Here is a 20,309-nt window from a genome sequence, read left to right on the forward strand (position 1 = left end):
TTTTCCTTAAAAACTAAAAAATACCGGAGTTATAGTTAAAACAATAGCTGAATAAGTCAAAGAAACTACCCATCCTATTTTTATAAAATCAGTAGTTTTATACCCACAAATTGAACCTACCATCAAGTGAGTTTGATAACCATGTGGCATTAAAAAAGCACAACTTGCCCCGTAAGCAACCGCTAATATAAACGGAGTTGGATTAACTTCAAGCGCCAAAGCAGTACTATAAGCGATAGGAAAAGCCAAAGCTGCGGCAGCGTTATTGGTAATGATTTCAGTTAAAAGCAAAGTTAGAAGATAAATTCCCACAAAACTACCATATAATCCATACACTCCAAAAGTTCCTATAACAAATTCAGCCAAATCTTTAGCTAAACCACTATCAACTAAAACTTTAGTAATGGCTAAAGAAGATCCTACTATGATAAAAATTTCCAAAGGAAAGCGTCTTTTTACTTCATCAAAACTTATGATTTTAAATATAAATAAGCAAGCTAAAAACACTAGCAGCGCTTTAAGCAAAGACACTAATTCCAAAGCAGATAAAGCAATGATGGCTAAAAACGCAAAAATCACTATAAAACTTTGGATATTACTTAACTTTTGATTTTGCGTGATATTTGAGATAATGTAGAAGTTTTTATTGATATTATCTCTTGAGTGAAAGTCCTTACCCACACTTAAAATAAGCCTATCTCCAGCTTGTAATAAACTTTGGCCGATTTTTGAAATATTTTTTGAGCCTCTTTTTAGAGCTACAATCCCTGCATCAAATTTAGCTCTAAAGTTTGCTTCCTTAACACTTTTTCCTATCAAGTTTGACTCAGAATTTATAACAACATCTATTAAATTTAATGTTTCTAATTTCAAATCTTGTGAGCCAATTTGCAAGCCATCAAATTTTTTCAAAGCCTCTAAATGTGTAATATCTCCACTAAAAACTAATACATCTCCTTCTTTAATAAGCTCATTATGACTAACAGGAGTAATAAGCTCATCTTTTCTTTGAATTTCAAGTAAAAACAAAAACTCCAAATTCCTTAAGCCATTTTCTTGTATAGTTTTCCCCACTAATGAACTATTTTTCAATACTTTGGCATTGATTAAATACTCATTGATGACATTTTCTCTTTCTTTATACTCAGGCAATAAAAAGCTAAAAATCAAAAGTACTACAAGCACTCCAACACTTATACAAAAACCCACCGCAAAAAAATCAAAAATCTTTAAACTTTCCAAACCATTTTGCACTACAAAAGAATTGACTATCAAGTTAGTTGAAGTGCCTATCAAAGTCATTGTTCCACCAACTATGGAAAAATATGAAAGTGGGATGAGTAGTTTAGAAGGAACTTGAAATTTGTTATTTTTTATAATACTCATAAAACTTGCCACTACTGCAGTATTATTTAAAAAAGCTGAAATACTAGCTGTAACAACTCCAAGCTTTAAAAGTGATAGATGATAATTTTTACCTATGATGAACTTAGAACACCAACTTATCACAACGCTTTTTTCTATAGCCAGTGAAACTAACAAAAGCAAAATAAGCACTATTAAAGATTCACTCGTGTAAGAGCTAAGCCAAGTACTTAAATTTAAATACCCTAAAAGATAATAAAGCACAGCTACACTACCAAATAAAATAAAAGGTTTAATTTTATTGCTAATTAACAAAATAAGCAAAATTAAAATACTTAATGCAACAATAATTTTCATATTTTTTTACACCCCCACTCAGGATAGTTTTTTCTAATGTAAACATTAAGTTCTATTTCTGCTTGAGTGTAAATTCTACTCTTTTCTTCGCTTGCTAAAATTTCTTCTACCATACCCGCTGCTAAGGTTTCATTAGAGTATTTATCTATGATGATAAAGCTTCCTAAAATTTTATTGTCCTTATAAGCTTTAAGGGCTGTTTTTTTATTAAGCTTTAAGGTGCATTTAGCAATATCATTGAGTTTTAATTCACTACTTTGAAATTCTTTGAAAGTATTAATGTCTTTTTTAAAATCAATTTTTTCAAATACTACATTAGTAGTTAAATTTGCTATTTTGATAAGATAGTTTTCATTTAAATTAAACTCAACTTCACTCATCCATATTACCATAGCTTTAAAAGAATTTGAAATTTCTATACTATGGTTTTTAGAAGCTATTACATCGCCTCTTGAAATGTCTATCTCATCTTCTAAAGTTAAAGTCATAGCACTTGGAAAGCTAGCATTTTTAGCACTTTGAACATTTTCATTTTTACCAAGTGCATTTAGGTTTTTAATATCAGGCGTGATAATTTGTTTTATTTTGCTTGTTTTTAAAGAAGGTAAAATCACAACTTCATCTTTAACACTTATACTTCCACTAGCAATATTTCCACAAAAACCTCTAAAATTTAAATGAGGGCGATTGACATATTGCACACTCATGATAAACTCATCGCTTAAACTAGTAGCAATAGGCAAAGTATCTAAAAGCTCAGATAAGGTTTTTCCACTATACCAAGGCATATTAATACTTTTAGAAGCTATGTTGTCTCCATCTAGTGCACATATAGGAACAAAGTGAGTTTTAATATGTTCATGATTTTTTAAGTATGGTAAAATTTCTTGATAATTTTTACAGATTGTATTAAAAATTTCTTGATTATAATCGACCAAATCCATTTTATTCACAGCAATAATAAATTGTTTTATGCCAAGCAAACTCGCTATATAAGAATGTCTTTTGGTTTGAGTTAAAACCCCTTTTCTAGCATCTATAAGTATGATAGCAATATCAGCTGTACTAGCACCTGTTGCCATGTTTCTAGTGTATTGCTCATGGCCTGGAGTATCTGCTATGATGAATTTTCTTTTTTCACTTGTGAAAAATCTATATGCTACATCTATAGTTATACCTTGCTCTCTCTCGCTTGCAAGGCCATCTACTAAAAGTGCAAAATCAAGCTTTTCTCCTGCATTGCCAAGCTTTTTGCTATCTTTTTCTAAAGATAAAATTTGATCTTCAAAAAGCATTTTTGCATCATAAAGCATTCTACCTATAAGGGTAGATTTGCCATCATCTACACTACCACAAGTAATAAATCTACAAAGCTCTTTATTTTCATGTTCTTTTAGGTATTTTTCTACATTCATTTTCATTAAAAATACCCCTCTTTTTTCTTTTTTTCCATACTTGCTTCTTCATCAGTGTCTATAAGCCTACCTTGTCTTTCACTTGTTTTAGAAAGCAAAAGTTCTTCGATGATTTCTAAGGCATTACTAGCACTTGAGTTTATGGCTCCTGTTAGCGGGTAGCAACCTAGGGTTCTAAAACGAACCAATTCTTCTTTAGCATTTTTAGCAAGTTCTTTTGGCATACGCTCATCATCAACTAAAATTTTAGCTCCCATATACTCTACCACCGGACGCTTTTTAGCAAAATAAAGGCTTGGCAAAGGAATGCTCTCTTTATAAATATACTGCCATATATCAAGCTCAGTCCAATCACTAAGTGGAAAAACCCTTATAGACTCACCTTTTTTATGGCGACCATTATAGATATCCCATAATTCTGGACGTTGATTTTTTGGATCCCATGAGTGATTTTCATCACGAAAAGAATAAATTCTTTCCTTTGCGCGTGATTTTTCCTCATCTCTTCTTGCTCCACCAAAGACTGCATCAAACTGGTATAAATCAAGCATTTGTTTTAAACCCTGGGTTTTAGCAATATCTGTATGCATAGATGAACCATGTGTAAATGGAGAAAGGTTTAATTCCTTGATTTTAGGATTTTGATAAACTATAAGATCCATACCAAGTTCTTTGGCGCGTTTGTCTCTAAATTCTATCATCTCTTTAAATTTCCATGTAGTATCTACATGCACCAAAGGAAGTGGAGGTTTAGTCGGATAAAAGGCCTTACGCAAAAGATGAAGCATAACTGCACTATCTTTTCCTATGCTATAAAGCATAGCTGGTTTTTCAAACTCAGCTACCACCTCACGGATAATATGAATAGACTGTGATTCCAAATATTCTAAATGGGTCATTTTTACTCCACTGTAATATAAAAATCTTAATTACATGAAAATACACTTATGATTTTTATAACCAACCTAATCATTGCATCTATAAAAATATTTTGAAAATAGTTTTATAAAATTTTCTTTTTATATTTTTCTAAAAATACACAATCATAAAAGTAATAAATATGTTAAAACTTATAGACCACTTCTAAATAGTATTTTATAATAAATACCTTAATTTTTATACTTTAACAAACAGTAATATAATAAAAAATTAGTTGAAATTACACCAATATCCATTTTCCAAATACTCCTCTGGAGTTCCAAAAGAAAAATAATTATCAACGATTACGTAACCTATCTTATGTGTTTTAATTAACAATTCAAACACATTGTCTATATAAAATTCACCGTTAGTTTTTATATCTTCTTGGAATATTTTATTTATATACTCTAATAACAAAGAATTTTCCTTAAAATAAAAACTTCCTATCATTACTAAATTTGCATCATTAGATCTATTTTTAACAAAAATATTATCTATTTTATTATTTTCCCCATCTACCCAAGTAAAATAATGCGGATTATTAATATTATATTTAGAAGCATGTGTAACAAACACAATAACTTCATATTCTTTTTGCAATCTTATAAATTCCTTAGTAATATGTTTAGCAATCAAATCACAAGGGATAATTAAAACATCGCTTGACAAATCTCCACAAGATTCTTTGTAAGAATACGCCGCACCAATTTTATTCGGTTTCACAAACCTTACTTCTTGCTTTATACTTTCCCAATATTTTTTATGATCTTGTGCACCAACGCAAATAACTTTCGTCTCAATATCTTTTAAGGTATCAATTATATTCTCTATAATACTTGTTTTACCAAGAGGCAAAAATGGTTTTGGTTGGTTAAAATTAAGATTTAAAAATCTCTCTCCTCTACCAGCAGATAATATGATAGTATTTTGTATTTTTGTTTTTTCGTTATTAACATCTTGTGAGTTAAGTTTTTCTTTTACATATTCAAAATCTTTTGGAGTACCAAATTGATAAAACTTCTCTATAAAAGGATAGCATAAAACATTTTCTAGATAATTATTAGTTATAGACACATAATATTCTCCAGAAATCATATCTTTGGCTTCTATTTGTTTTTTTATTGCTTCAATAGCTAATTTTAAAGTTCTAAAATAATAAATACCAGAAGAATGATATTCTTCAAATTTATTCTTAGAATTATATTTTTCTATAACCTCATACACTTTATAAGTATTATCATACGCCTTGCATACTGCATACACATTTTCTAAAGGCAATAAATGAGGATGATAACCAGTATAACAAGGAATTATAGCCTGAGCATCTGGGTTTTCTTGTACAAATTGTAGAAAATCATTATAGTCCCATTCTTGCCCAAAATCACAATAGCTAACAATAACTTCCTCATCAAATATATCTTGCAACTGCGACACCACACCATATAAGCTTCCAACAGGTCCTAGTTTTTCCCCTTTGTAAACAATAATTTTTGCTTTAATTTTTCTAGATAAAACAAAATCTTCAAATTTATTTTTTTCACATTCTTGAACAATAAAACAAAAAACATCTTTTTGAGTATCAAAGCATTCAATCACATAATCTAAAACGACTTTATCTTTCATAACTTTAATAAAAGGTTTTAATTCTTTATATCCAACTTCTTTAAACCTCTTACCTATTCCAGTTGCAGGTATAATAATATTCATTCTAATTCTCACTTTCCATAATTCTTTTTCTATATTGCTCATCAGGCAAATTTAACAATTTATCAATTTCACTCACTTTTAATGGGTGTAGATTAATTTGTTTTTTAATAGCAATATTCTCCATTACATTTCTAAATAACCATAGCTCCTCATTGGTCTTATCAACCGCATCATCTGGAGTATATACAAAATCATTTTGTTCAAAAAATTCACTTTTTAATTGATTGTATAATTCTATTATATCTTGAATTTGCTCTGCGTAAACAACAACACCATGATTTCGTAGCAATATTATACCTTTTTCTTGATAAGAATAATTTTTTCTTAATGCTTCATACAAATCATTTCCAGGCAAGGCAAAATCAATAGTTTCATAATTTTCAAATTTATATTCCCTAGCACACAAATAAGGTAAAATATAAACAGGATGATAATGTGCTACATATTTATTTTTAAACACCATATGCATTTTGATTTCCATAGATGGCTTCACAATATCTACAGAATAATCTTTGTAATAAGAAAAAGAATTGATATTATTTTTAAAAATAGAAATTTTATGCTCTTTTTTTAAATCCCCACCTGAAGCCTTAATGATGAAATATTCATCATTCTTTATAGAAATATTTCCACCTTTTGATGGAGCATCTAAAATATTGCCAAAGATTTTACACAACACTTGATAGTCTTTAATACATCCATTAAGCTTTTCATTACTATGCATCATTTTCCACTATCCATCTATTTTTCAAAATCAGATCAAAAATATCTTTTACGGTTTGAATCAAATCTTCATATCTACCAGTATATTCTTTTTGCAAGTAATCATTTAACAATATATCCCTTAAACGTATTTTAAAAATACCATCTCTAACTATAATTAGAAAATTTGCATTGTCTTTTTGTTTTTCAAGATATTTTTTATAATCTTCCTCTCGTTTTTGTATAGTATCTATAATCTTAGAATGATTATAATTTCTTTCTTTGCTATCTCTATTTATCTTCTGTTTATCTGCTTCATCTGAATCAATATATATTTTGATTTTTACAAAATCTCCTATAACCTCTTGATATAAAGTGTGCAAACCCTCTATAATCACAATATCTAAATCTTTAATCTCAATCTCATTGGATTTAACAATCACTCCATTTTTGTGATCATATAATGGTATACATAGTTTACTCCCTATGTCTTGATAGATATGCTTTATATCCATAGCTAACTGGATGAGATTATTCGCTTCAGGATTATAGTGTGTCACCCTCTCCCACATCTTAGAGTGCCTTTCATATTTATGATAACCATCTGTACTAATAATAAAACTTGTATATATCTCATCAATAGCATTACTCAAAGTAGTCTTTCCACTTCCACTTTTTCCAGAAATTGAGATCAGAAGTTTTGAACAATTATATGGATAATAATTTATCCTATACCCCCCCCCTAGAAAATTATCAGCGATAGAATCTCCGATCATTACAATTTCTTCTTCATCAATACATTTCCCATAAAGCTCTAAAGCTCTATTAACAAGCGCTTTATTTGGTTTTTCAAGCTCAAATTCTTCAGAGCATACCAAATAATCAATCATATTTGTCAAATTTGCACAATTTAGTTTATGGATTTGCTCAATAAAATAAAAGTTTGTTATAGCTATTACTTTTTTATTAAGACTTTTAACAAAACATAAAAATTCAAACATTGTTTTATCTACTTTTAAATTTCTTGTAAAAATAGAAACGTACAACTCAAACATTTCACTAGCTTTTGAAAAATGAATATTTTTATTTTCACAAATAATTTTAAAATACAATTCTTTTTTATGATGATTTGCAGATAACCCTCTTTTTGCAATCATCTTTTTTGCTAGATCATAATCTTCTAATGTAAAATTATATTGTTTCATTGTAGCTTCTAAGGCATTTTTATGTGCAAATGTGTAATTAAATAAAGTATTATCAATATCAACCATAATAAGTTTATATTTTTCAGCTATTTTTCTTAAATTAAACATACATACTCCATAAATCAGGCTTTTTAGTACACACAGAAAATCCTTTTGGTAGAATACTTTGAATAGGTTTTATAAGTTTCATATATGATAGATCGTATAACTCAGGAGAAACCAATATAGGTTCAACTTGTCCTAATTTTGGCTTGATACTGTAAATAAATTCTTTATAATCTTTAATATCAAAACTAGAAAATTGTGAGTAATCTACCCATGCATATTTAGGCTTGCTAATATCCATAAGCTTTTTATTATAAGATTCAACATCTGAAATTCTAATGATAAATTTACCTTGATATCCATTTTTTGATAATCTTAAAATATCTGGAATTTGAGAGTCTAAAAAATAATACTCAAAATTATCACCGAGTAATTCTATAATTTTTTCTTCTAGTCCTGATTCTTTTACATTACAAATAATAGGGATATTTTTCATAAATTGAATTTTTTCTTTAAAAAAAGGATATAGAGAATTTTTTTCTAATAGATCATGATTTAATATTAATTTTTCATTATATCTCAAGTCAATTTCTATGCCATAATTTTCAATAGGAAACTCTAAATTATTTTGGCGATGTAAAAATATCATCCTATATCCTTTTTTTTGTATAAAATTCCCTTTTCAACTTCCTAGCTTCAAACCATAATTTAATATACCCTCCCCCATACCATGTTTTATTAGCTTGTATAAGAGCTTGACCAAGTTTGTAAGTTAAACATTCTTTTTCTTTTAAGGCTTCTTGATAATCAGAATAATCTTCTAATGGAGGTAATGCTAATGATGGATCTTTTTTTATTTTTTCTTGATAGATTTTTTGCTCTTGATCGTGTTTGTCTTTTATATAAGATAATACAAAAGGCATTCTTATATAACCTAGTATAGATTTAGAATTTACTATCATAGCTTGACCTAATTTATAAGAAAGTTGGTTTTGAATACGAGCTTTGGCTGAGCCGTATTTGGTTTGGAATAATAATTTAGATTGAGCTTGATTGAGTTGAGTTATTTTAAAATTTATAATATGATCTTTTTCTCGACTACATTCATAACCAACAGGTCTTTTAATGTCACATTCTATACCGATACGATACTTCAAATAAATCTTTATTTTATCTTTATCTTCAGCGTTTGGTACACAAAAATTACTTACTTTTGTAAACCACAAAATATCATTTGCTGGAGTCCATCTTGGATCATATAATGGAAAGTTCTCTAAAATTCTAGAAGCACACATAATAAATTTCTCTGGCAGTCCAATATTTTTCAGCGGACTTTGCGAATATAAATCTAAATAATAAGACAATCTAAATTCTTTAAAAAAAATAATATCCGGTCTAGTAAAAAGTACATAATCATAGTTAATATTATTTTGCTTTTCGTATTCTTTTCGAAGCTCATTTACACGCCTGACAGTTGTATGCAAGCCATATTCCTTCTCTAATGTCTCAATGCTTATTTTTTTTGGATGGTATATTTGATAGAGTTTGTCAATATCTATTTTTGTTAATTTTCTTTCATCAAAATCATGTCGACCTCTATGCCAACTCCCAACCGAAGAACTTAGAGTATCCCATGTATGAATAAAAATATCAATTTTCCACCCATCTTTAATATTGGGGTTTACAATATTGTCATAAAAACTTTTACATGTCATCTCGTATGTTCTTAAATGACCAAACAAATGTATTGCCAACTTTTTCATGATAATACTCCATAAAAATAAATTTTATTTTTTAATGCAGCTTCAAAATCATTAACACTATCCCCAATCAAAATTGTTTCTTTATTTTTATAATTATTATTTATAAGTATATTTTTTACTAAAATATCTTTTTTTACAGGAGAACCATGAATACTTAAAAAAAATTGCGATAGTTTTAATTTATCACAAATCTCAAGTAAATCTTGCTCATCTGCACCTGAAGCTATATGCATATTATAACGCATTTGATTTTTTTTAATAAAATCAAAAGTTTCTTTTATAATATACTTAAAATTACATAATTTCTCTTTTGTAAGCTTGGAATATTTTTTTGCATATTTTGAAATTTCACCATCTGAAATTTCTCTATGAATGATATTTTCAAAAAAATACTGAATTTTATAATATCTGGAGATGCCGCCATTTTGCAAGTGGAATTTTAACAATTCTTGCACTTTATCTTTAGGAAATTCTTGAAAAAGTTCAGCAAAAGCTTGTGTTTTTAATTCCACAGAATCAAGTATAACCCCATCAAAATCAAAAATAATATTTTTTATATCTTCTATATTTATCATATCTTACGCTTTATCACAGTTTTTATTATATAAGAATCATCTTCTATACTTAAACCTGGCATATGTACATCTTCAGGATAAAAAATAGCAATATCATTTTCATTTAAAATCAAACTAGAAGTTAAAAATTTAGGTTTTTTATATATAATTAAATCCTTGGATTCATCATATTCTTTTTCAATTTCAAACAATTCTTTATCACCAAATTCAATCTTTTCTTTACCGCTTACAATAAGCTGAATATCTATATGATCTTTATGAGATTCAAAAAAAGCTTGATTTTTATTTTTAGCAAAATAAGTTTGTTCTAGAGCAAAAATATCTTTAGCAAGTTCAATTTTTTCAAATGCTCCTATATTATACGCATGTAATCTCTGGAATTCTTTACTATTTGGATTAGCACAACTAGACAAATAACTAAGAATCAAATTTAGATCTTTTATATTATATCTACCAATATCTCTTAGTTTACAAAAAATAGCCATTACAATACCTCTGCTATAACTGTACAAGGCAATCCATCAGAATTTTCAATTCTTAATGGTGCGACTATAAGTTTTTTTACATTATCCTCTTTGTATATTTCATTTAAATTCATATCTTCTAAAAGTAAAATTGGTTTTTTTGGATCTAGAAATTTTCTATGCGCAATTCTACCCAATTCTCTATTTGTAAAACTAGAAACAGAAATACTATCAAAACCAAACAATCTAACATTAGGAAAAAATTCTCTAATATAATCAGCTATGTCAGGATGAAAACCAAAATTTTCTTTCCAATATACTTCGCCATTTCTTTTGGAACCAATTCCTGTTTTTACAATAATAGCCTCAATACCCATTTTATCTTCTGCTTTTGATAACTCTTGAATTAAATTTTGATTAATTATAGTATCACTTGAATTAATTTCGACGAATAAAACATGATTAAAAATGAAATCACTACAGCAAAAATCGTTTATACTTTGTCCATTAGAAAAAAAATGCAAAGGCATATCAATGTGCGTTCCATTATGAACACTTGTTGTTATTATGGTATGGTTTGCAATATCATTATGCTCTATAGAGCTTTTTTTTATTAAATTCACTTTATCACTATTGCCATAAGTTGGAGTTGTTTCATTTAAACAATAAGATAAATATATATAATTATTAGTCCTCATAAATATTTCTTTTCGATAATTCTCATACACTCTAATATGCCTTGTCCCATATCAATATGAGGATTTGCTACTAATTTTTTACTTCTAGTTGGATGAAAAGAATATGGAGTTGTTTTATAGTGGTTATGATAACCTGAAGCCTTGAGCAAAATCTCTATTTTACCTCCAAGCATTTCATTTATCATTTCAAATAATTCTTTTCTTTGCATTCTTTCTGTGCCAGTTAAAATCAAATGCTCATTTTCAAATTCACTATTCTCTATAACTTGTAAAGCCAATTTTGCAACATCATAAGCATGAATATATTCTCTAATTTCTGCACCATCGCCACTATGAGAAATCTTTCCATTAAGCATTGCTTCTTTAACTAAATTATAAATATAATTATTATAATATTCTTTTTCTCCATATACCGAGCCATAACGAATAATGGTAAATTTTAACCCGAATTTTTTATAATATTCTTCGATAATTTTTTCAGAAGTTAATTTACTAATACCATAAAAAGACCCTTTATCGCTCATAGCATAAGCACTACTTGCATAAATATATCTTTTTATTTTATGTATTTTGCATCCTTCTAAAATATGCATATTTCCTATAACATTTAATTCTAAAGTTTTCAAAGGATTTGCTATGGCATCATCTAAATTAGCAAAACCTGCAAAATTGAATACTATATCCACATCCTGACATAAAAACTCAACTTCTTTTTTTTGCATAATATCACATTTTATAAAATACCGCATTGGAATATTATCGCATGGATTTAAATCAGCATATAACACATTGTAATTATTGGTCAACAACTCCTCTACAACATAGCTACCTATAAAACCTCCTCCTCCAAAAACCAATACCTTTTTATTCATTTTCAAAAACCTCATTTTTTAAAGAAATGTTGTTTTTATATCTTATTGCTTCTTCTACAGCTTGCGTCTCCATATCTGTTCTACTTTCTATAGTACTAGCACCCATATGACAAGTTAAAACAACATTATCAAGCTCTCTTAATTTACCTTTATATGGTTCTTCTTCAAAAACATCCACAGCTGCACCAGCAATTATTTTGTCTCTTAGAGCTATAAATAAATCTTGTTCATTTACTATACCACCTCTTGCAGTGTTGATTAAAATAGCCGATTTCTTCATTTTTTCCAAATCATCAAGTGTTAGATAATCTATAGTATCTTTTTTTAATGGTAAATTTAAAGATACAACATCAGACTCTCTTAATAGTTTTTCTTTATCTACTAATTTTATATTATACATCTTTAAAAAAGCAAAATCTGGATTTGGCTCACACACCTTAAAAGAAACATTGAAAGAAGATAAAAGCTTAATCAAGCTTTTTCCTATTCTCCCCATACCAATAATACCAATCGTTTTGCCGTAAAGTAACATACCCATATGTCTATTCCAAATACCCTGTTTTAAATTTACATCTGTAAAACTAATTTTTCTTGATAGATCAAGTATCAAACCTACACATAATTCAGCTACAGCCATAGTAGGAGCATCTGGCGTATAAACAACCTTTATGTTATATTTGCGACATAATTCAAAATCTATACCGTCCAAACCTATACCAACTCTTGATATAAGTTTTAAATTCGGAGCATTTTGCAAAACTTCTTCTGTAATTTTTTCAGTTCCAGCTATCAAGATTTCAGCATCTTTAATGTCTTCAGCTAATTCTTGTGAAGATATTTTCCTTCCATGGTTGTTTAATCTCACACTAAACCCATTTTCACTTAACAACTTCAATGGATTTTCAGATGTTTCTCCAAATGGATGTGTTGAAACAAACACTTTCATTTTATATCCTTTTTGATAATTTCCATTCCCTTTGTTGCATTATCACTCAAAAATAAAAAATCTATACTGTAAGCTAAAAAAGTACAGCCTTCGTTGATTTTTTCCTGAAGTTTTTTTGGATCAGTTTCTATTACATGAAAACCCGAGGGAATATTGTATCTTTTACAGCATTTCAAAACTTTAGCAATAGCCTCCTTCACTTCTACCCTATGATACTCCCCTGGAAAACCTAAACTACCAGATAAGTCATATGGTCCTATAATAACTCCATCAATTCCATCTGTATTTACTATATCTTCTATATTTTCAACAGCTTCATAATGCTCTATCTGAGCAATAATAATAAGATTTTTATCAACCCATTGTTTATATTCTTCAAATTTTAATCCATAGTTTTGAGCTCTAAATAAACCCACTCCTCTTTTACCCACTGGAGGATACTTTGCAAATTCAACTGCTTTGATGGCATCTGCTTTATTTTTAATCATAGGAACTATAATACCATCAGCACCCATATCTAAAACTTTCTTAATAATTACCTCTTCGTTTTTACATACTCTAACCAATGCTTTAATCTTTTTAGATTGAATGGTAGTTATCAAATTTTGCACTGTTTCATAATTCATCGATGTATGTTCAAAATCTATTACAAGCCATTCAAAGCCCGCATTTGACATAATTTCAACTACACAAGGATGCCCTATACTTATCCAGCTACCTATAGTTAGTTTATTATTTTGCAACTTTTCTTTTAAATTCATATTATATCCCTATTTTTATATAACAATTCTGCTAGGATAAAATCTTCAGGATTGTCTATATCCACAGCCTCAAGCTTATTCATAGAAAATATCTGCGGTCTCAAACCAATTCTTTTTTTACCAGCCAAATTAAAAGATTCTTTAGAAAAAATGTAAAAGTTAGAATTTTCTTCGTACATGGGTTCTAAATCCTGGGTTCTTAAAAGCTCATTTGGATCGTGATTTATAGCCTTTGCATTCTTATCATAAAATCTAGTCTGTACTTTTGTAACACTAAATAAACTATCATACAAATCCAAGCCATCAAAAAACTTTTTAATGGCCAAATCAATGGTAGATGTTTTTAACAAAGGATTTGTGCTGTGTGTTTGTAAAAAATACTCTCCATTACATTGGGTTAAGTCATAAGCGATGATGTCATTCATAGATACAAAATCACCTTGAATTTCTTTAGGCCTTTTAATAATAACAACTCTGTCACAATCAAAATTTTTATTAACATCAGATGCTATAATATCGCTATCTGTATTTATAAATATTTTATCTATACAAGAAGACTCTAACAAAACTTTCATTATAGCATGATACAATGGAAATCCATTAAAATCTTTCATATTCTTATTTTTTACTCTTTCTGAATTCCCTTTCATCGGCAATAGCGCATTTACCTTCATTTCTTCTTAATTCCTATTTTCTTTTTTTGTGTTCTATGATAATTTTTATTAATTTATACAATAAAAACGGATTTTTATAATTAGAAACTATACACTTCCCTAGCTTATAAGAAAAATACTGTTGCACCTTTAGGGCTTCAGAATAGTCACTATATTTCCTTAAATTTTTACAATTTTTATTTTTTTCTTTTTTATGATTTCTAATAATACTAAATAATCTAAAAGGAATATTTACCACATCACTTATCTTCTTAGTATCGTGAACAATAGTTTTCCCAACTTTATAACTTAAATGATTTTTTACTTGGTCAACAGCACCAATATTTGATACATTTGGTTTTTCAAATATAGAATAATAGTCTATTCTATCGAAAATTTCCAACTTTCCACCGATAGTAGCATTGTAAATTTTTCTCCCTGAACTTTCATAAATTAGCTTTGCCATTTTATAATTTTTTGCAACTTCATGAAGCTTAGGATCGTGCCAACTTTTACCTTTTCCAAAATAATCCTTATGAAAATGATTTGGATCATCCGTATTAGATATCAAAGTACTACCAATTCGCTTGTGTGATTCTGGTATAACATAGTGAAAATCCATACCAATTAAATACACTTCTTCAAAACCCATAAAATAAGCCAATTGCAATGCAATGTAAGTTACACTTTGTCCGCAAAATAATTCTTCGGTTGCATCCAAAGAAAACCTTGGAATACGGAAATATCTAGAAGTTCCTTGATAAAAACCTAAATTCATTTTGAAAAAAAATTGATTTGGAGAAGGCTTTAGTAATTCTTTGTAATTTATGGGAAAAAACTTATATTGAACTTCATAATCTTCTATTTCTTTTAACCTTTCTTTCATTACCAAATTATCTTCTACAATATAAAAATTTGGCCTAAATTCATCTTTTTTATAGAAAATAGAGTTAAATCCGAAAGTAATCTCATCTTTCAATAATGATAAATCATGTTTATTTAAAGAAGGACCATTACCAACTATAAAACATCTTTTTTTTCTCCTAAATATATTTCTAAAATTATTTATTTTATAAATATCGTTAAAAGTAATTTGAAATAGTGCTTCTCCATATTCTAAATTTTTATAATGGAATTCATTGATTTTTGATTGAGCTTGGCAAAATTCTTGCCATAGATTTCTTTTTTCAAAACGATACAGATCAGCATCTCCAAAGAAATGTTTTTTTAATAAATTATATTTTTCAATTTGTTTTATATCAAATTTATCATTGCTTGAACAAATATTATTGAAAATTTTTCTACCCTCAAAATAGCTTTCTCCATATTTTTCTTTTAAGAATGTAAATCCGAAATTATTTAACTGTTTATCATCATTGGGACTCCATAAGCAAGTGTATGTCTCATTAGAAATTCTAATCTCATTTTCTTTACAAATTCTTTTGAGCATTAAATTTAATATTTTATTTTCAATTTCAAAAGGCATATGCTGATTAAAACCATTAATCTCCAAAAAGAATTTCTTATTAAATATGCACAAACCATCCATAATAAATTTTATAGGATGAGGATTTTCCAATGGTATATTTTTAAGATCCAATCGTTTTTTAAAATTATCCGAATCAGCTTTATTTAAATAGTGTATATATCCACATGGAGAAATAACTTTATATTTTTTTTGATCACATAAATAAACTTCTTCTATAAAATTATCTTCTACAATAAAATCAAAATCATAGAAAACAATAGTTTTTGCATTTGAAAAATGTCTTGCTGCTACATTTTTTCCCCAATTAAGATTAAATTCATAAGGATTATAAAGAAAATAATATCTCACATTGTTATTCTCTTTACAGTATTTCTGCAACTCATCTTTTAAAAATGTGTTAACATCTTGTTCCAAAATGATAATTTCAAATAACTTGCCATATTTTTTAAGCAAACTATTTAATATAAACAAAAAATTATCTATTTTGACTTTATTCTCAGCTTTTACATTAAAAATTATAGAAGCTAAATACTCTCTTTGCATTACTATCCTTCATGTGTTTTATAAATTTTATAAATATCATATGGTAATTTAAAAATACCACCTTTATACCATATTTTACAATTTTTAATCAATACTTGTCCCAATTTATAGGAAAGATAATTCTTAACCTTTAATTCAGCTAAGTATTCTAAATATAAATACATATCAGAATTTTCATTTCCAAATTCTCTCTTTTCTTTTGGTGATATTTTTATCTGTTTTTTGATTTTATAATTTATCATTATCTCAAACACACTATAAGGCAGTAAAATAATATTAATTAAACCACGACTATTAAGTATTTTATTACCCAATTGATATGAAAAAAATCTTTTTTTTTCTTCAACTTCTTTTAAAAAAAATTCTTTGTGACTAGGATTCATAAAAGCAATCAAATCGTTTATTTTCGAATGAATTAAAAAATCAATATTGCTAGGATCTTTATATATATTTTTTTTAAACATAATTGAAAATAGAAAATAGTTATTTATCATTTTTTTTAAAAAAAAATTTTCAATTTTTTGTATTTTCTCTTCATGCATAAAATTCAAAAGCTGCAAAGCCATTGCGCACCAACTATAAGCTATAATATATTTTTTTGCTTGTATATTATCATTGGAAAATTTTTTATAAATGCCGATCATATGTGAATTAAAATTTTCTTTTTTTATTTTTTTATCGTGATTCATAATACTATTAGCTCGTATTCTATAATTGTACATTTTAGCAGGAAAAATAAAAATATTTTTTAACTGCAAAAACAGCAAAACACCAAATGATTGATCTTCATATACAACGCCATCTAAAAATTTAAGTTTGATTGATTTCAAGTACTTAAAATCAATCATGCCCATAACAGAAAACCAAAATTTCATAATATTTAATTCTAAAGATTTTTCTAACCATTTTTCTCTACTCACAACGCCTTCTTTTTGAAATCCATATAATTCAATAAGAAATTTAGGTATTATTTTTGGTTCTTCCACTCCGTCATAAAAACGTTTTCTATTAAACCAAAGCACTTCTACCCCATCCATTCTAGGTACACATTCTTCTATGCAGTTTAATTCCCAATAATCATCAGAATCTAAAAAGATAATATAATCTATACTAGGATAAGTAAAGTTAGTTAAATATTGTTCATTACTAAAAGCTTTATAGCTTTTATATACAGTATATATTTCATAAGGATTATTACCTTCTATATTAAATTCTATTAAAGAATTTTCTTTTAAAGTTTGAGTTTTGTTTTTGAGTTTATATTCTCCACTAAAATATTCTATACCTACATTTCTTGCACTGCTTAAACCACCATTTTTTTTATCAAAAAGAGTGATTCTTTTATCTTTTAGGGTATATTCTTTTGCAATATTGAGTGAGTTTTCATCTGTGCTACCATCATTTACAAGTATGATTTCTAAATTAGTATAAGTTTGATTGATTACACTATCTAAACATTCTTTTAGATATTTTTCTACATTGTATATGGGGATTACTACGCCTACAGTCTTAGTATTATTTTTCATCTTTCCATTGCCTATAAATTTTTCTTATCTTAAATACAAAAGTTAAAGGGTTATCAACAAAAGCTTTACCCATCATATAAGATAAATGTTTTTTAACATATGCAACATCCTTATAATCTACATATTTTTCCAAAGGTACCATCTTAAAAGATGGGTTTAATTTTATTAGAAAATTATAAAATTTTCTTTGCGCTATATGAGATATACATAAAAATGCAATCGAAAGAGGTAAAAAAAGAAATTTAATTGGATTTTTTGCATCTATTATAGTCTTGCCTATTTTATAAGAAAGATGATTCTTAACTCTCTCTACAGCACCTTTTTGAATAAACACACTTGCATTTGCCCTCTTATTATATTTGAAAAAAAGTTCTAGCAATAATTTTTCGTAGAATGTAGTTTGCTTAGCGAAACTCCACCATATTTCTGCTTTTTCAGCATCTATGTTATCCCAAGGCTTTCGTCCCCCATTAAAATGCCATATTTTAATGTTTTCATCCGAACATATATACTTCGAAGGTAATCTTGATAAATTCGGACTTATATTTTGTTGGTAATTCCAAGAAAAATTTATTAATTTAACCCTCCCCTCTAAGACACTATTAAGTATATCCTGATCACGCCAAAGAGGATGTTTTAAATCTTTCAATTTTTTCAATAATTTTTCCTCCAAATTAAATTTCAAGCATTTCTTTATATCAAAAAGGATAACACCTGCGTTAAAGTAATTTTTTGTATTTTTCATATGAAGATGGTTGGTAAAATATTCGCTACTTGACATTTGTTTTTCGTTAAAAGAAACCCTAATATTAGAATCTACCAAAAAAGCAACATCTGGACATGCAATAGCTAATTCCTGTTCAGATAATTCTTGTTCAAACAAATAAGAAATATCACTCAATACTAAAATATCAGCATCTAAATACAAAACTTTATCACACTCATTTAAAATTTTTGGAATAAAAAATCTATAATAAGTTTCTTTTGTTACACGTTCTCCTTCATGAAAAATAGAACTGTCTATATCTTTAAAATGTTCATTAAGATCTATAGCTCTAAAAGAACAATGCTCTAAATTTTTTAATCCATTCAAATATCGTTTATACGAAATATTAAGATCTGTATAAAAAATGACAATTTCGTAAAAATATTTAGTATTGATATTGTTTAATATAGATTGTATAGTAACAAGTAAATATAAAAAAAACTCATTATTGATAGCAAAACATATTGTAATTTTATTTTTCATAAATTTAACCTTTCCTAAAATATTTATTTCATTTATTTTTTCTACTTTTATAAATTTTCCTAATACTAAATGGCAATTTAAAAATACCACCCTTATACCATATTTTATAATTTTCAATTAATATTTGTCCCAATTTATAAGAAAAATGATTTTGAATCTTAATAGCCTCTTGATAATCAGGATATTTTTTCAAACTAGGTAAAGCCAACAATGGATCTTTTTTTAAATTATCATGATATATTCTCTTTTCTTGCCAATCCGCAATTATAATCGATAACAAATAGATTGGCAACATCAACACTCCAAATATATTCTTGTAGTTTGTGATTAAAACTTTTCCTAATTTATAAGAAAGATGGTTCTGAACTCTTAATTTTGCTGTTCCATATTTGCTATAAAATAATACTAAGTTGGTTTCATTATTCTTTATATGTGCAATATCAGAAGCAAAATCTATCATTAATTCTAGATTAATAGCTGAATTACTAGACATTATATAAAATTTTTTTATTGTCAAAGATATTGCTTTGTTTAAATATTTATCATCAAAATCAACTAAACTGTTTCTCCAATTTTTTAATTTTAACCAAAAAACTTTCTTTAATAACATCACACCATTCAAATGTTCATTTTCATGAATAAATTTAAATACCATTAATGCGGTTAAAGCTTTACTGGAAAGTGTCAAGTATTTTCTATATAAAAAATAATTCCTATCAAAAATTTCATACGTAAATCTATCATATTCTGGTATATACAAACCACTAAGATCATAATCCATAATGCTATTTTGTCTTATACGATAAAAATATAATTTTTGTGTCAGAATATAAATAAAATTTGATTGAAAAAAAAGTAATTTCCCAAAGTGATGGTCTTCGTGAATAACACCATCTAAAAATTTAAGTTTGATTGATTTCAAATACTTAAAATCAATCATGCCCATAACAGAAAACCAAAAAGTATCTCGATTTAACTCAATCATTCTTTCAAAGAAATCCTTTGATTCAACTTTACAACTCAAATAATATTTATGACTTTCAATAATAGTTG

Annotated in this window: 17 protein-coding genes and 1 pseudogene; all 18 read right to left on the reverse strand. The window is 27.3% G+C overall.

The window, feature by feature from the left end:
- Window positions 1-6 precede the first annotated feature (6 nt).
- The 18 genes and pseudogenes from ACOTVC_RS00595 to ACOTVC_RS00680 all read right to left on the reverse strand — a co-directional run bounded on the left by ACOTVC_RS00595 (window position 7) and on the right by ACOTVC_RS00680 (window position 19,256).
- Complete coding sequence (locus ACOTVC_RS00595; RefSeq protein ID WP_214116839.1) at window positions 7-1,722, reverse strand: SLC13 family permease; 1,716 nt, start codon at window positions 1,720-1,722, stop codon at window positions 7-9.
- A complete protein-coding gene (gene cysN, locus ACOTVC_RS00600) occupies window positions 1,719-3,143 on the reverse strand; it encodes a sulfate adenylyltransferase subunit CysN (RefSeq protein ID WP_421627376.1) in 1,425 nt (474 codons plus the stop codon). The genes ACOTVC_RS00595 and cysN overlap by 4 nt, the downstream gene beginning before the upstream one ends.
- Window positions 3,143-4,036: a sulfate adenylyltransferase subunit CysD gene (cysD, locus tag ACOTVC_RS00605; RefSeq protein WP_421627377.1), complete on the reverse strand. Its 894-nt coding sequence runs from the start codon at window positions 4,034-4,036 to the stop codon at window positions 3,143-3,145. The genes cysN and cysD overlap by 1 nt, the downstream gene beginning before the upstream one ends.
- Window positions 4,037-4,286: 250 nt before the next feature.
- Window positions 4,287-5,765: a sugar phosphate nucleotidyltransferase gene (locus ACOTVC_RS00610; protein ID WP_421627378.1), complete on the reverse strand. Its 1,479-nt coding sequence runs from the start codon at window positions 5,763-5,765 to the stop codon at window positions 4,287-4,289.
- 1 nt (window position 5,766) lies between these two features.
- The gene (locus tag ACOTVC_RS00615) at window positions 5,767-6,492 is read right to left on the reverse strand and encodes a class II aldolase/adducin family protein (RefSeq protein WP_421627380.1); all 726 of its coding nucleotides are present in this window, start codon (window positions 6,490-6,492) and stop codon (window positions 5,767-5,769) included.
- Entirely contained in the window at window positions 6,482-7,780 is a 1,299-nt protein-coding gene (locus ACOTVC_RS00620) for an HAD-IA family hydrolase (RefSeq protein ID WP_421627382.1), read from the reverse strand. Before ACOTVC_RS00620 ends, ACOTVC_RS00615 begins: the two co-directional genes overlap by 11 nt.
- Entirely contained in the window at window positions 7,773-8,366 is a 594-nt protein-coding gene (locus ACOTVC_RS00625; protein ID WP_421627384.1) for a hypothetical protein, read from the reverse strand. Before ACOTVC_RS00625 ends, ACOTVC_RS00620 begins: the two co-directional genes overlap by 8 nt.
- Window position 8,367: 1 nt before the next feature.
- A complete protein-coding gene (locus ACOTVC_RS00630) occupies window positions 8,368-9,480 on the reverse strand; it encodes a hypothetical protein (protein ID WP_421627386.1) in 1,113 nt (370 codons plus the stop codon).
- Entirely contained in the window at window positions 9,477-10,055 is a 579-nt protein-coding gene (locus ACOTVC_RS00635) for an HAD family hydrolase (RefSeq protein WP_421627388.1), read from the reverse strand. Before ACOTVC_RS00635 ends, ACOTVC_RS00630 begins: the two co-directional genes overlap by 4 nt.
- The gene (locus ACOTVC_RS00640) at window positions 10,052-10,540 is read right to left on the reverse strand and encodes a YhcH/YjgK/YiaL family protein (protein WP_421627390.1); all 489 of its coding nucleotides are present in this window, start codon (window positions 10,538-10,540) and stop codon (window positions 10,052-10,054) included. The genes ACOTVC_RS00635 and ACOTVC_RS00640 overlap by 4 nt, the downstream gene beginning before the upstream one ends.
- The gene (locus tag ACOTVC_RS00645) at window positions 10,540-11,217 is read right to left on the reverse strand and encodes a cyclase family protein (RefSeq protein WP_421627392.1); all 678 of its coding nucleotides are present in this window, start codon (window positions 11,215-11,217) and stop codon (window positions 10,540-10,542) included. Before ACOTVC_RS00645 ends, ACOTVC_RS00640 begins: the two co-directional genes overlap by 1 nt.
- Entirely contained in the window at window positions 11,214-12,089 is an 876-nt protein-coding gene (locus ACOTVC_RS00650) for an NAD-dependent epimerase/dehydratase family protein (protein WP_421627393.1), read from the reverse strand. Before ACOTVC_RS00650 ends, ACOTVC_RS00645 begins: the two co-directional genes overlap by 4 nt.
- A complete protein-coding gene (locus ACOTVC_RS00655; protein ID WP_421627394.1) occupies window positions 12,082-13,035 on the reverse strand; it encodes a phosphoglycerate dehydrogenase in 954 nt (317 codons plus the stop codon). Before ACOTVC_RS00655 ends, ACOTVC_RS00650 begins: the two co-directional genes overlap by 8 nt.
- Complete coding sequence (locus ACOTVC_RS00660; protein WP_421627396.1) at window positions 13,032-13,796, reverse strand: HpcH/HpaI aldolase family protein; 765 nt, start codon at window positions 13,794-13,796, stop codon at window positions 13,032-13,034. Before ACOTVC_RS00660 ends, ACOTVC_RS00655 begins: the two co-directional genes overlap by 4 nt.
- Window positions 13,793-14,470: a cytidylyltransferase domain-containing protein gene (locus ACOTVC_RS00665; RefSeq protein WP_421627397.1), complete on the reverse strand. Its 678-nt coding sequence runs from the start codon at window positions 14,468-14,470 to the stop codon at window positions 13,793-13,795. The genes ACOTVC_RS00660 and ACOTVC_RS00665 overlap by 4 nt, the downstream gene beginning before the upstream one ends.
- Before the next feature lie 13 nt (window positions 14,471-14,483).
- A complete protein-coding gene (locus ACOTVC_RS00670) occupies window positions 14,484-16,481 on the reverse strand; it encodes a 6-hydroxymethylpterin diphosphokinase MptE-like protein (RefSeq protein WP_421627399.1) in 1,998 nt (665 codons plus the stop codon).
- Between the two features lie 1,009 nt (window positions 16,482-17,490).
- Window positions 17,491-18,007, reverse strand: a pseudogene (locus ACOTVC_RS00675) (glycosyltransferase family 2 protein); the annotation flags it as partial.
- Window positions 17,997-19,256 carry a glycosyltransferase family 8 protein gene (locus tag ACOTVC_RS00680; RefSeq protein ID WP_421627401.1) on the reverse strand — a complete coding sequence of 420 codons (1,260 nt, stop codon included), beginning with the start codon at window positions 19,254-19,256 and terminating at the stop codon, window positions 17,997-17,999. The gene ACOTVC_RS00680 and the pseudogene ACOTVC_RS00675, both read right to left, overlap by 11 nt.
- Window positions 19,257-20,309: the final 1,053 nt, after the last annotated feature.

Origin of the sequence: Campylobacter sp. GB48, from assembly GCF_049221845.1 — a bacterium.
GTDB lineage: Bacteria > Campylobacterota > Campylobacteria > Campylobacterales > Campylobacteraceae > Campylobacter_D > Campylobacter_D lari_C.

Coding starts and splice junctions, on each gene's coding strand:
- ACOTVC_RS00620 (WP_421627382.1), bottom strand. CDS start 7,780: ATGTTTAATTTAAGAAAAATAGCTGAAAAATATAAACTTATTATGGTT.
- ACOTVC_RS00650 (WP_421627393.1), bottom strand. CDS start 12,089: ATGAATAAAAAGGTATTGGTTTTTGGAGGAGGAGGTTTTATAGGTAGC.
- ACOTVC_RS00595 (WP_214116839.1), bottom strand. CDS start 1,722: ATGAAAATTATTGTTGCATTAAGTATTTTAATTTTGCTTATTTTGTTA.
- ACOTVC_RS00655 (WP_421627394.1), bottom strand. CDS start 13,035: ATGAAAGTGTTTGTTTCAACACATCCATTTGGAGAAACATCTGAAAAT.
- ACOTVC_RS00630 (WP_421627386.1), bottom strand. CDS start 9,480: ATGAAAAAGTTGGCAATACATTTGTTTGGTCATTTAAGAACATACGAG.
- ACOTVC_RS00625 (WP_421627384.1), bottom strand. CDS start 8,366: ATGATATTTTTACATCGCCAAAATAATTTAGAGTTTCCTATTGAAAAT.
- ACOTVC_RS00680 (WP_421627401.1), bottom strand. CDS start 19,256: ATGAAAAATAAAATTACAATATGTTTTGCTATCAATAATGAGTTTTTT.
- cysD (WP_421627377.1), bottom strand. CDS start 4,036: ATGACCCATTTAGAATATTTGGAATCACAGTCTATTCATATTATCCGT.
- ACOTVC_RS00660 (WP_421627396.1), bottom strand. CDS start 13,796: ATGAATTTAAAAGAAAAGTTGCAAAATAATAAACTAACTATAGGTAGC.
- ACOTVC_RS00610 (WP_421627378.1), bottom strand. CDS start 5,765: ATGAATATTATTATACCTGCAACTGGAATAGGTAAGAGGTTTAAAGAA.
- ACOTVC_RS00640 (WP_421627390.1), bottom strand. CDS start 10,540: ATGGCTATTTTTTGTAAACTAAGAGATATTGGTAGATATAATATAAAA.
- ACOTVC_RS00665 (WP_421627397.1), bottom strand. CDS start 14,470: ATGAAGGTAAATGCGCTATTGCCGATGAAAGGGAATTCAGAAAGAGTA.
- ACOTVC_RS00670 (WP_421627399.1), bottom strand. CDS start 16,481: ATGCAAAGAGAGTATTTAGCTTCTATAATTTTTAATGTAAAAGCTGAG.
- cysN (WP_421627376.1), bottom strand. CDS start 3,143: ATGAAAATGAATGTAGAAAAATACCTAAAAGAACATGAAAATAAAGAG.
- ACOTVC_RS00615 (WP_421627380.1), bottom strand. CDS start 6,492: ATGATGCATAGTAATGAAAAGCTTAATGGATGTATTAAAGACTATCAA.
- ACOTVC_RS00645 (WP_421627392.1), bottom strand. CDS start 11,217: ATGAGGACTAATAATTATATATATTTATCTTATTGTTTAAATGAAACA.
- ACOTVC_RS00635 (WP_421627388.1), bottom strand. CDS start 10,055: ATGATAAATATAGAAGATATAAAAAATATTATTTTTGATTTTGATGGG.